Annotated in this window: 9 protein-coding genes and 1 pseudogene; 8 read left to right on the forward strand and 2 right to left on the reverse strand. The window is 71.3% G+C overall.

What is annotated here, in order from left to right; genetic code table 11:
- Positions 1–20: 20 nt before the first annotated feature.
- Positions 21–962, reverse strand: coding sequence for a hypothetical protein (locus HG543_RS45680; RefSeq protein ID WP_169351260.1), 942 nt, complete (start codon positions 960–962; stop codon positions 21–23).
- A gap of 71 nt (positions 963–1,033) precedes the next feature.
- Here HG543_RS45680 and truD point away from each other — a divergent pair, with 71 nt between their 5' ends.
- The 7 genes and pseudogenes from truD (at position 1,034) to HG543_RS45715 (ending at position 9,545) form a co-directional block, all read left to right on the forward strand.
- Entirely contained in the window at positions 1,034–2,620 is a 1,587-nt protein-coding gene (gene truD, locus HG543_RS45685; protein WP_169351261.1) for a tRNA pseudouridine(13) synthase TruD, read from the forward strand.
- A gap of 111 nt (positions 2,621–2,731) precedes the next feature.
- Entirely contained in the window at positions 2,732–3,304 is a 573-nt protein-coding gene (locus HG543_RS45690) for an RNA polymerase sigma factor (RefSeq protein WP_171818652.1), read from the forward strand.
- Positions 3,301–3,804: a hypothetical protein gene (locus HG543_RS45695; RefSeq protein WP_169351263.1), complete on the forward strand. Its 504-nt coding sequence runs from the start codon at positions 3,301–3,303 to the stop codon at positions 3,802–3,804. Before HG543_RS45690 ends, HG543_RS45695 begins: the two co-directional genes overlap by 4 nt.
- A 7-nt stretch (positions 3,805–3,811) precedes the next feature.
- The gene (locus HG543_RS45700; RefSeq protein WP_171818650.1) at positions 3,812–5,308 is read left to right on the forward strand and encodes a polymer-forming cytoskeletal protein; all 1,497 of its coding nucleotides are present in this window, start codon (positions 3,812–3,814) and stop codon (positions 5,306–5,308) included.
- Between the two features lie 257 nt (positions 5,309–5,565).
- Entirely contained in the window at positions 5,566–6,912 is a 1,347-nt protein-coding gene (locus HG543_RS45705) for a 2Fe-2S iron-sulfur cluster-binding protein (protein WP_169351265.1), read from the forward strand.
- A pseudogene (locus tag HG543_RS45710) lies at positions 6,909–8,392 on the forward strand (FAD-dependent oxidoreductase). The gene HG543_RS45705 and the pseudogene HG543_RS45710 overlap by 4 nt, the downstream one beginning before the upstream one ends.
- 358 nt (positions 8,393–8,750) lie before the next feature.
- Positions 8,751–9,545 carry a trypsin-like serine peptidase gene (locus tag HG543_RS45715; protein WP_169351266.1) on the forward strand — a complete coding sequence of 265 codons (795 nt, stop codon included), beginning with the start codon at positions 8,751–8,753 and terminating at the stop codon, positions 9,543–9,545.
- Between the two features lie 11 nt (positions 9,546–9,556).
- Here the strand turns inward: HG543_RS45715 and HG543_RS45720 are convergent, their stop codons facing one another.
- Positions 9,557–10,429, reverse strand: a complete 873-nt coding sequence (locus HG543_RS45720; protein WP_169351267.1) for an SDR family NAD(P)-dependent oxidoreductase — start codon at positions 10,427–10,429, stop codon at positions 9,557–9,559.
- A gap of 185 nt (positions 10,430–10,614) precedes the next feature.
- On the opposite strand from HG543_RS45720, the gene HG543_RS45725 reads away from it, so the two are divergent.
- Complete coding sequence (locus tag HG543_RS45725) at positions 10,615–11,076, forward strand: universal stress protein (RefSeq protein ID WP_169351268.1); 462 nt, start codon at positions 10,615–10,617, stop codon at positions 11,074–11,076.
- Positions 11,077–11,212: the final 136 nt, after the last annotated feature.

Raw genomic sequence — 11,212 nt, forward strand, 5'->3', positions numbered from 1 at the left:
GCGTCCCACCGCCCGGACCCTCACCGGCCCCGCCGTGCTCCCGGCCGCCCACGCTCCCGGTCCGGCCCTCCCGTACGGATGGCCAGCCCCAGGGAGGGAAAGACGGTGACGCTCCCCAGCTCCCTCTCGATTCCGAAGAGGGTGGGATTGCAGAAGATGTAACCCCCGGTCAGCTCCGCGAAGACATGGACGTACCGGTAGCCCAGGGCCACCCCCACGGTGCTGCCCACGAAGTGGCTGTTGACGGTGGCCGGGAGCGACGCGTCGAAGCCCGACACCGGCTTGCCCTGGCGGGAGTAGTCCACCAGCCGCTCATCCAGCCGGGTGCGGCTGAAGACGTACTTGGGCGCCCCGTACACCTTGAAGACGTCTCCAAAATCCGCGCTGACGTACAGGGGCACCTCCACGTCGTAGCGGCTGAAGTCCCCCAGCTCCACCACCTCCAGCACGTCCAGGACGGGGCTGGAGAAGAAGTGGCGCGCCGCCCCCAGGCCCAGGGCCACGTCATAGGAGCGCTGACCGACCTCCACCCACCCCGTCTCGTCGGCGTCCCCGCCGTGGAACAGCAGCACCTTGGCGTCCGCTCGCAGGGAGATGCCGCTGTAGCGCAGCCCCACGTCCACCCGGTCCACCACGCCCACCCGCACCATCAGCTCGGGGTTGACGCCCGGCGGGGCCACCATGAGGGCCACGCCCGCGGTGAGCAGCCGCTGCTGGGCCTCCTCGCCCAGGGCGTAGGGCCGGTCCTCCTCGATGGCGTCCCGGGCCTCCTCCCCCTGGTCGATGCCGGTGTCCACCACCCGGACGAGGTTTCCCAGGGGGAGGAACACCCCCAGCCCGCCGGACACCTGCACCTGCCCCGGCGCCAGCGGCCGGGCTGTCTGCTGGGTGGAAAGCGTCGTGGCGCAGCCGGGGCCCAGGGCGAGCCCCAGGGCGAGGAACAGGACGGGAAGAAGCCGCATGACGTCGGGGGTTATGCCCTTCCTGGCGCTCGCGCTTCAATCCGCGGGCCCACGCTGCTAAGGGGGGCCCCGTGAGAATCAAACAGAAGCCCGAAGACTTCTCCGTCAAGGAGTCCTACCGTTTCGACGAGGTCGCGTCGGGACGTCACCGCGTCTACCTCATGGACAAGCAGAAGCTGTCCACCTTCGATGCGGTGACGCGGTTGCGGGACGCCTTCGGGCTCAAGCCCGGCGCCATCAGCTACTGTGGCTTGAAGGACAAGCAGGGCCGCACCGAGCAGATCATCGCCGTGGACGGCGCGGACGTGGACATGCAGGAGCCCGACCTGCGCCTGAAGTACCTGGGCCGCACGGACAAGCCCCTGTCCGCCGCCAACATCACGTCCAACCGCTTCTCCGTCACCGTGCGCTCGCTGAGCCCCGAGTCGCTGGGGCCCCTCAACGTCGCCACCGCCGAGGTCAACCGCCTGGGCGTGGTGAACTACTTCGACAGCCAGCGCTTCGGCTCGCTGAAGCACGGCCAGGGCTTCATCGCCAAGGACCTCATCCGCGGGGACTTCGAGGCCGCGCTGCACAACTACATGGCCGCGCCCTCGGAGCTGGACCGCACCGAGGACGCCAAGGTGAAGGCCTTCTGGCGCGAGAACTGGGGCCGGTGGAACGCTCGCGTCCCCTTCGAGGGCACGCGCAAGTACCACCGCATCCTCAAGTCGCTGCGCGACGATCCGAAGGACTTCGTGAAGGCCTTCATGCAGATCGACTCGGACTACCGGGCGATGCTGCTCTTCACGTACCAGAGCTACCTCTGGAACGAGGGCGTGCGGCGCTACCTCCAGCTGCTGCTGCCGCGCGAGCACCTGTTCCCCATGCGCTACCAGGCCGGCACGCTGCTGTTCCACCGCGACGCCAGCCCGGAGGTGCTGCGCACCCTGCGCGACGCCACCTTCCCGCTCCTCGCCCCGGACACCACCTTCACGGACCCGAAGGTGGAAGAGGCCGTCACGTGGGTGCTGGGCCGCGAGAAGCTCAAGCTCGAGGACCTGCGCATCGAGGAGGAGCCGCGCCGGCTCTTCTTCAAGCACGAGGAGCGGCCGCTGCTCGTCTTCCCGCACAAGCTGGTCATCGGCCGCACCCAGCCGGATGAGCTCAACCGCGGCAACGTGAAGGTCAACGTCGCCTTCACCCTGCCCCCCGGCGCCTACGCCACGCTCGTCATCAAGCGCCTCTTCCACTTCGAGTACGCCGAGGACTCCGTGGAGACCATCCGCGCCCAGCAGCGCCCGCGCTTCGTCGAGGCCGAGCAGGCCGCGGAACGCGAGGAGCGCGAGGACCGGGGCTCCGGTGGCGCCCGCCGCCGTGCTCCGGCGGGCCGCGAGGAGCGGAGCGCGGAGGGCGCCCGCCGCCGCGCGCCCCCGGGTCGCGAGGAACGTGGGGGCCGCGAGGACCGCGGTGCTCGCGAGGACCGCGCTCCCGAGGTGCCCTCCCGCCACCGCTCGCTCGCCCGGCAGGCCGCTCCGGAGGCCCAGCGCCCGGAGGCCCCCGCGGAGCCCGTCGGCTTCCGCGAGCGGCAGCGCCAGCGCAAGGCGGCGAAGGAAATCGCGCGCACGGAAACCGCCGCCAGGCGGGCGGCCAAGGCCCCGAAATCACGAAAGAAATAGAGATGTCACGGCCGGACGCAATGGGCGGACGGGCGCGCCGTAGGACAAGGCGTGAACGCTCTTGCCCTCGACGACGCTCCCGGGTCGCTCGCCCACGCCATCGGGATGCTGATGGCTGAGGAAGCTCCCCCGCTCCCCTGGAAGGCGGACGTACAGGCCGCTCGCCGCGGCGACCCGTCCGCCTTCGAGTCCCTCGTGCGCAGCGTGCAGCGCCCGGTCTACGGCCTGGCCCTGCGGCTGCTCCAGCGCGAGGCGGAGGCCGCGGAGGTGGCGCAGGAGGCCCTGCTGCGCGCCTACCAGAACCTCCACCGCTACGACGACTCGAGGCCGTTCGACCTCTGGGTGCTGGCGATTACGCGCAACCTCTGCCTGGACGTGCTCCGCCGCCGCACCAAGGTGAAGACGGAGGAGCTGGAGCCCATGAAGGAGGTGCTCCCCAGCGGCGACGTGTCGCAGGAGGACCGCGCCATCGCCACCGAGGAGCGCCAGTCGCTCGAGGAGGCCATGGCCACCCTGTCCGCCGAGGACCGTGAAGTCCTCGCGCTCTACTACGTCCAGAAGCGCACGACGAAGGAGATTGCCCAGGTCATGGGCTGCGCGCCTGGCACCATCATGGCCCGTCTGTTCCGCGCGCGGGAGAAGCTGCGCAAGAAGATGACGCCGACCGAGGAGGCTCCCCGATGACCCCGCACCCGTGCCCGGACCTGGAGCTGCTCTTCACGGAGCTGGAGGCCGGCGAGGGCCCCTCCCTGGACCACGCCGCCGAGTGCGAGGCGTGCGCCGCCATCCTCGAAGAGCACCGGCTGATGGAGCAGGACCTGTACCGGCTGGCGGATCCGCTGCCGCCGCCCAGCTTGGTGGCCAACGTCATGGCGCGCGTGGCCGCCGAGCCCGTGCCCCAGCGGCGCGAGGTCTGGTCCGGCGTGGCCATCCTGCTCACCTCGCTGCTGGGAGGCCTGGGCTACCTGCTGATGAATGACCAGGCGCTCGGCCGCCTGGGCACCCAGGTCGCCGCGTTCATGGTGGAGGGGCCGCAGTTCATCGACGGCGTCCTCAGCGGTGCCCACGCGCTGTGGGCCACGGCGGGGCTGGCGGTGGCCAGCTTCCTCACCTTCCTCCTGCTGACCTCGCTGTACGGCCTCAAGCGGCTTGCTGGCGGCGTCCCCACTCCTTCCGAAGCCTGAGCGACCCATGAAGATCTCCCCTCGAATCCTCGTTCCCGCTCTGCTCCTCGGCGCGCCCCTGGCGCTCGGCGCGGAGACTCCCGACGCCTCGAAGCCCGCCGTCACCGCGCCCGCCGCGCGCACCGTGGACATCAGCTTCCGCGGCAGCCTACGCGACGCGCTGAAGACCATCGCCGACAAGGGCGGCCTCAACCTCGTCGTCACCGGCGACCTGGACACGCCCGCCGAGGTGCACCTGCGCGGCGTCACCGCCCACCAGGCCCTGAGCACCGTGGCGCGCGCCTACTCGCTGCGCATGGAGCAGGACGGCTCCATCTACACGCTGCGCCCCATGACGCAGAAGGAGAAGGACGCGGCGGCCTCGGGTGAGACGGCCGCCGCGACTCCCGCGCCCGAGGCTCCGGAAGCCGCCTCGTCCGGGATGCCTTCGATGCCGCCCATGCCTCCGATGCCGGCCATGCCTCCGATGCCGCCCATGCCGGGGCACCCGTCCGACGAGGCCGCGGAGGCCATGCGCGACGCGCGCGAGGAGACGCGGCGGGAGATGGACCGGGCGCGCGACGAGATGCGCAAGACGCGGGACGAGCTGCGGCGCAAGCAGCGCTCCGGCGGCCGCAACGTGGTGGCGCGCGGGCAGAACCTGGAGGTGAAGGAGGGCCAGAACGTCGAGAGCGCCGTGGTGTACGGCGGCAACCTCGTGGTGAACGGCCACGTGGAGGACGACGCGGTCGCCTTCGGCGGCAACCTGGAGGTCCACGGCCACGTGGAGGGGGACGCGCACGCCTTCGGCGGCAACGTCATCCTCGGGCCGGACGCGCACGTGGAGGGCGACGTGTCCTCCTTCGGCGGCGTCGTGGAGCGGGCGGACGGCGCGGAGGTGGAGGGCAGCATCGACACCTTCGGCGGCGCCGGCATCGGCCGCATGGTGGCCGGAGAGCTGAAGAAGGGCATGAAGGAGACCCGCGGCGCCAACGTGGAGCGCGAGGACCGCGATGACGACGGCGGCGGGCTGGCGGCGTTCATCCTCACCTTCGCGGTGATGTTCGGCCTGGGCTTCCTGGGGCAGCTGTTCTTCCCGGCGCGCATGAAGCAGTTGGGTGACGAAATCCGCCGCAAGCCGCTGCAGTCCGGGCTCACCGGGTTCATCGGCCTGCTGGCGATGATTCCCCTGACGGTGGTGCTGTGCATCACCATCATCGGCATCCCCGCGGCGCTGGTGCTGTGGATGGCGGCGCCCCTGGCGGCGGCGCTGGGCTACGCGGCGGTGGCGAGCGAGGTGGGCACGCGCCTGCCGCTGCTGCGCGGCCGCAAGACGCAGGCGGTGGTGCTGGCCCTGGGGCTCTTGGTGCTGATGGTCATCGGGGCCATCCCCGTGCTGGGCACCCTCTTCTCCATCTTCGTCTGCTTCATGGCGCTGGGCGCGGTCATCCGCACCCGCTTCGGGATGAGCCGGCCGCGCGGAATGCCGGAACCCATCATCCCCACCGCCGACCAGCCGGTGTAGCGAGCGCGTCCCGGGCCGTCCACACGGCCCGTCATGGCGAGCAGGCGTCACAGTCCCGGGGATCGTCACGCGGCCGACACGGCCCGGGGCGGTCCCCGGAGTGTTTTGCGGGGCTGCATCCGGGGCTCTCCGGGTGCGCCTTAGAGAAGGTCGCACGCGCCATCACCCACACTGTCGCCTTCCTGGAATCGCCATGGCGCGTCATGGCCCCTCGGGCTTTGACCGGCCCCTCCGGGTGCGCCATTTTGCGCACACCCATGCGACGCCTCCCAGACGCTTCCCCGCGCGGCAGGGCCATCACCGTGGACCTCGAGGGCGAGAGCATCCCCGCCATCGAAGGCGAGCCGGTGGCGTGCTCCCTGATTGCCGCCGACGAGCAGATGCTCGCCCGTTCCGTGAAGTACCACCGCCCCCGCAGCCCCTACTGCTTCGCGGCGGCATGTTCCCACTGCCTGATGCGGGTGGACGGCCAGCCCAACGTCTACACGTGCCGCACGCCCGCGCGCGAAGGCATGCGGTTGGAGCGGCAGAACGCGTACCCCTCCGCGAAGGTGGACGTCTTCGAGACCATCGACTGGTTCTTCCCCAAGGGGCTGGACCACCACGAGATGTTCGCCGGCGTGCCGGTGGCCGAGCAGGTGATGGCGAAGGTGGCGCGGCAGCTCGCCGGCCTGGGCCTCCTGCCGAAAGAGGCGGCCCCGACTCCGCCCCCGGCCCGCACGCTGCGCACGCGCGTGGCGGTGGTGGGCGGCGGCGCGGCGGGCCTGGCGGCGGCGCGCGTGCTGACAGAGCGCGGCGTGCCCTTCCTCCTCTTCGAGCGCGACGGCCACCTGGGTGGACGCCTGGCGCACGGCGCCCCCGAGGCGGGCGCGCCCGAGGTGCCGGAGGCCACCGCGTTCCCCAAGGGCAGCGTCTACACCCGCGCCCCGGTGCTGGGCCTGTATGACGACGAGGGCGGACGCTACCTCGCGGTGGGCGTCTGGGAGCCGGAGGGCCCGCGCCTCCTGAAGGTGTACGCGGAGCGCTTCCTGCTGGCGCCCGGCGGCCACCCGCCGATGCTGCCCTTCGAGAACAACGACCTGCCCGGCGTGTACTCGGGCCGCGCGGCCAGCCTGCTGTTGCGCCGCTACGACGTGGCGCCGGAAGTGGCCGCGCTGGTGGGCTGGGGCCCGGAATTGCACGCGCTCGCGAACCTCATGCAGGAGCGCGGCGTGAAGGTGGCGGTGGTGGTGGACCTGAAGGGCGCGCCTCCGTCCGGGGCGCACCCGGCGGCCGTCCAGGGCTCGGAGCCCAAGGCGCACGGCCTGCGCGGCGTGGGCGCCTTCAGCTACACGGCGCAGGGCGGCGGGCGGAAGAAGGTGAGCTGCGACGCCGTGCTGGTGTCGGTGCCGGTCAGCCCCAGCTTCGAGCTGGCGCGGCAGGGCGGCGCGAAGGTGACGTTCGACGCGGGGCGGGGCCTCTTCGTGGTGGAGGCGGACGCGGACGGTCGCACGCAGGCAACGGATGTGTACGCCGCCGGGGACCTCACCGGCGGTGGCACCGCGAAGGAAGCGGGGGCCGCCGGCCGCCGCGTGGCCGAGGCGCTGGTGGGAGGGCTGTCATGAGCAAGGCGATGATCTGCTCGTGCGAGGACGTCACCGTCGACGACGTCCGGCACGCGGTGTCCCGGGGCTTCTGCGACGTGGAGTCGGTGAAGCGCTACACCGGCTTCGGTACCGGCATCTGCCAGGGCAAGAGCTGCATGTCCGCGGTGGCGGCGCTCCTGGAGCAGGAGAAGGCGCTCAAGGCCCCGGGGTGCCCTTCACCCCGCGCCCGCCCCTCTACCCCACCGAGCTGCGCCTGCTGGCCACCGCCCCGGTGGACGAGTCCCAGCCGCCCGTGGGGGGCGTGCCCCAGGAGGTGGACGCCTTCCCCGCCGCGCTGCGCCCCGAGGCGCCGCTGCCCGCCAAGGCCAAGGTCGTCATCATCGGCGGCGGCATCATGGGCCTGGCGCTGGCGTACAACCTGGCCCGCGAGGGCGAGACGGACGTGGTGGTGCTGGAGCGCGGCTACCTCTGCGCGGGCGCGTCCGGCCGCAACGGCGGCGGCGTGCGCATGCAGTGGGGCACCCCGGCGCTCGTCGAGCTGGCCAAGCGCTCCATCGACCTGATGAAGGGCTTCGCGGGTGAGCTGGGCATCAACGTCTGGCTGCGCCAGGGCGGCTACCTCTTCCTGGCGAAGACGAAGGCGGTGGCGCAGCGGCTGGACCGCAACGTGGCGCTGCACAACAAGTTCGGTGTGCCCACCCGCATCGTCAGCCCGGACGAGGCGCGCGACATCGTCCCCGGCCTCACGATGAAGGACTGCCTGGCGGCGTCCTACAACCCGGAGGACGGCGTCATCTTCCCCTGGCCCTTCCTGTGGGGCTACGCGCAGGGCTGCAAGAAGAAGGGCGTCCGCGTGGAGACGTACACGGACGTCACCGGCTTCGAGACGAGCAACGGCCAGGTGCGCAAGGTGAAGACGACGCGCGGCGACATCGCCTGCGACACCGTGGTGCTGGCCGCCGGCGCGTGGAGCCCCGAGGTGGCGAAGCTGGTGGGCGTGCAGCTGCCCAACGAGCCGCACCGGCACGAAATCCTCAGCACCGAGCCGCTCAAGCCCTTCCTGCAGCCGCTGGTGTCGGTGCTGGACACGGGCCTGTACTTCAGCCAGTCCATGCGCGGCGAAATCGTGGGCGGCATGGGTGACCCGAAGGAGCCCGCGGGCCTCAACATGGGCAGCACGCTGCGCTTCGTGTCGCGCTTCGCCCGGGCGCTCATGGAGCAGCTGCCGCAGGTGGGCCACGTGAAGGTGCTGCGCCAGTGGGCCGGCTGCTACGACGTGACGCCGGACAACAACCCGATTCTGGGCCGCACGCCGGGGCTGGACAACCTCCTGCAGATGTCCGGCTTCGTGGGCCACGGCTTCATGATGGCCCCCGCCGTCGCCGAACGGATGGCGAAGTGGATGGCCTCGGGCCAGTCCGACGAGCTCTTCACCCGCTTCAACCTGCGCCGCTTCGCCGAGGGCACCCTGGAGCGCGAGGACATGATCATCGGCTGAGGCTTCCGCTTCGCCTCGCCGCGCCCCATCCTCCGGGCCGCGCCCCCGGGCCTCCCACGGCCCCCGGGGCGCGGCCCTTGTACTTTTACGCCCCCTGTCCTGTCCGGAGACAGGCCGGCGCCCCGGCTGACCACGAAAACACCACTCCCAGGAAACCGCGTAAACCGTGATTGCGACTGTGGATTGAGGGGTCGGCGTGAAGGGACTTTACAAACGCAACTGAGTTGCAGGTACATGCACGCTCCAGTCGCGGCGCGGCATGGCGGGGGGCTCCCGAGTGGAGCGGCCTCCGGAGGCGCGCTGGCACGGGGCGTGCCTGGGGCCAGGGCGCGCAATCCAGCGCCTTGGAGGTGGTCACATGTTCGCGAAGAGCCTTCGTGCTGTGTTCCTGGTGGGTGCCCTGTCCGCGTGCGGTACCGAGATGGCTCCGGACGTGCCGGACGTGGAGGCCAACGAGCCGCTGGCGTCCCAGGAGTCCAACGTCATCGTGGGCACGGTGAACTGGGTGAGCGCCACGACGCTGTCGGGCACGCAGCGCACGCGCTCGCAGGCGGTGGGCTACCTGTCCATCCCCGCGGTGGGCTCGCGCTGCACGGCGTGGCTGGTGTCGCGCGACGTCATCATCACCAACAACCACTGCATCGGTAGCGCCTCCGAGGCGAGCGGCGCGCGCGCGTCCTTCAACTACGAGGACGGCGTCGCCTCGGCCAGCCGCGTCTGGTACAACTGCGGCACCCTCATCAAGACGTGGTCGGGCGACGACATGACGGCGCTGCGCTGCACGGCCACCAACGGCCAGCTGCCCGGTGACGTGTACGGCTGGCTGACGGTGTCCAGCACCAACGCCGCCACCAACGCCAGCATCTACGTCGTCCACCAGAACTGCGACTACTACACGACGAGCGGCTGCACGCCGACGAAGAAGTCCTCGCCGGGCGTGGTGAAGAACGCCAACTACAGCACCACGGACCTGTCCTACGACGCGGACACGCTGGGCGGCTCCTCGGGCTCGCCCGTCATCTCCTCCTCCACGCACCAGGTGGTGGGCCTGCACCACATCGGCCTGGGCGGCAACTCGTCCGGCCGCGGCACCGCCAACACCGGCGTGAAGGCCACCCGCGTCAAGGCGCGCCTGGCGGAGATTGGCCTGTAGTCCTTCGCGTCTCACGCTGGTGAGGGCTCACCCGTCAGCAGCACCGGCGGCTCGGCCCTCACCGGAGGGGCCTGTGGCGACAGCAGCGACTCGCGCCGCAGGCCCCGCAGCGCCAGCCGTCCCAGGGCCCGCTTGAACCCGCGCGGCAGCAGCGGCAACAGCCGCATCATCCAGCGGTGGCCGAAGCCCGGGTAGACCAATGCCTCGCCCCGCTCGAAGCCGGCCAGGGCCTCGCGGGCGCAGCGCGCCAGGGAGACGCTGAAGAAGGGCGCGGGCTCGCCGGTGACGTCCTCCCTGCCCTCGTCCCAGAGCGGCCCCGGGGCCACGCGGGTGACGGTGACGCCGCGCTCGCGCACCTCCAGCCGCAGGGCCTCGGAGAAGCCGTCGAGGAAGCGCTGGGTGGCGGCGAAGGTGGCCGAGCCGGGCAGGATGAAGTGCGCCGCGCCCGAGCCGATGTTGAGCACGCCGCCCCGGCCCCGCTCCAGCATGGGCCCGAGCAGCCGGTGCGTCAGCAGCGCGGGCAACCACACGTTGGCGCGCAGCATCTCCTCCACGCGGCCCCAGCGCTCCTCGGCGTAGAGGCTCCGGTCGCCCACGGCGGCGTTGTTCACCAGCACGTCCACGCGGACGAAGTGCGACTCCAGGTAGGACAGCAGCAGGTCCACCTCGCGCGGGGAGCCCACGTCGCAGCGGTGGATGAGCACGCCCAGCGTGGGGTTGCGCGCGAGCAATTCGTCCCGCAGCGGCTCCAGCCGCTCCGCATACCGGTCGACGAGCACCAGGGTGCGTACCCGTCGGGAGAGCAACCGGGAGAGCTCCCGGCCAATCCCCCCCGTCGCGCCGATGATGAGGACGGTACCTTGATCAATGGGAGGAGGAAGCATGGGGGTGTCCTCGGCTTGGTTAAGTTGCCCATGCTGCGCACGGCCTGCGCGACGCGCCGCCTGCCCTGCAACGTTTGCACGCCAGCGGGCCGGGCTGGCGGGCTGGCGCCGGCATGCTTCTTCCAATGAGGGTGGTTCAACCCCATGCCAGCAAGCGGGGGTGTCCCCCGCAAGGAGAAGACCCGATGGCTGCTCCCACTCGCATCCTCGTCCCCGTGGACCTGTCGGAAGGTTCGCGGGCCGTCATTGACTACGCCGTGCAGCTCGGCCGCCCCTTCGGGGCCAGCGTGCATGTCGTCCACGCCTGGGAGCCGCCGCAGTACGTGGCGCCCGACCTGCTGGTGGCCGCGCCCGGGTGGAACTCGCTGTCGCTGGAGCAGGTGGCCGTGGAGACGGCCACCAAGGACCTGGCGACGCTCATCCAGAAGCTGGAGTCGCCGCCGGTGCCGCTGACGCACAAGGTGGTGGTGGGCGAGGCGGGCTCCACCATCCTCGACCTGGCCGAGCAGGGGAAGTACGACCTCATCGTCATGGGCACGCACGGCCGGCGCGGCCTGGGCCGGCTGCTCTTGGGCAGCGTGGCGCAGAAGGTCGTCTCCCGTGCGCACTGTCCGGTGCTGACACTGCACGTGGCGCCGGAGAAGTAGGCACTGGCGGAGGGCGGGCGAGTCCTCGGGGGCCTGATGTCGGGCAGCGGGCGCTTTCCAGATTGAATGGCTTGAAGGGGCTGCTTGTTCGGCCCCAAATGGGCGCGGTTTCACTTCCCCCCACCCACCCAGGAGG

The organism is Pyxidicoccus fallax (assembly GCF_012933655.1).
Lineage (GTDB): Bacteria > Myxococcota > Myxococcia > Myxococcales > Myxococcaceae > Myxococcus > Myxococcus fallax.

Coding starts and splice junctions, on each gene's coding strand:
- HG543_RS45680 (WP_169351260.1), bottom strand. CDS start 962: ATGCGGCTTCTTCCCGTCCTGTTCCTCGCCCTGGGGCTCGCCCTGGGC.
- HG543_RS45690 (WP_171818652.1), top strand. CDS start 2,732: ATGGCTGAGGAAGCTCCCCCGCTCCCCTGGAAGGCGGACGTACAGGCC.
- HG543_RS45695 (WP_169351263.1), top strand. CDS start 3,301: ATGACCCCGCACCCGTGCCCGGACCTGGAGCTGCTCTTCACGGAGCTG.
- HG543_RS45700 (WP_171818650.1), top strand. CDS start 3,812: ATGAAGATCTCCCCTCGAATCCTCGTTCCCGCTCTGCTCCTCGGCGCG.
- HG543_RS45705 (WP_169351265.1), top strand. CDS start 5,566: ATGCGACGCCTCCCAGACGCTTCCCCGCGCGGCAGGGCCATCACCGTG.
- HG543_RS45715 (WP_169351266.1), top strand. CDS start 8,751: ATGTTCGCGAAGAGCCTTCGTGCTGTGTTCCTGGTGGGTGCCCTGTCC.
- HG543_RS45720 (WP_169351267.1), bottom strand. CDS start 10,429: ATGCTTCCTCCTCCCATTGATCAAGGTACCGTCCTCATCATCGGCGCG.
- HG543_RS45725 (WP_169351268.1), top strand. CDS start 10,615: ATGGCTGCTCCCACTCGCATCCTCGTCCCCGTGGACCTGTCGGAAGGT.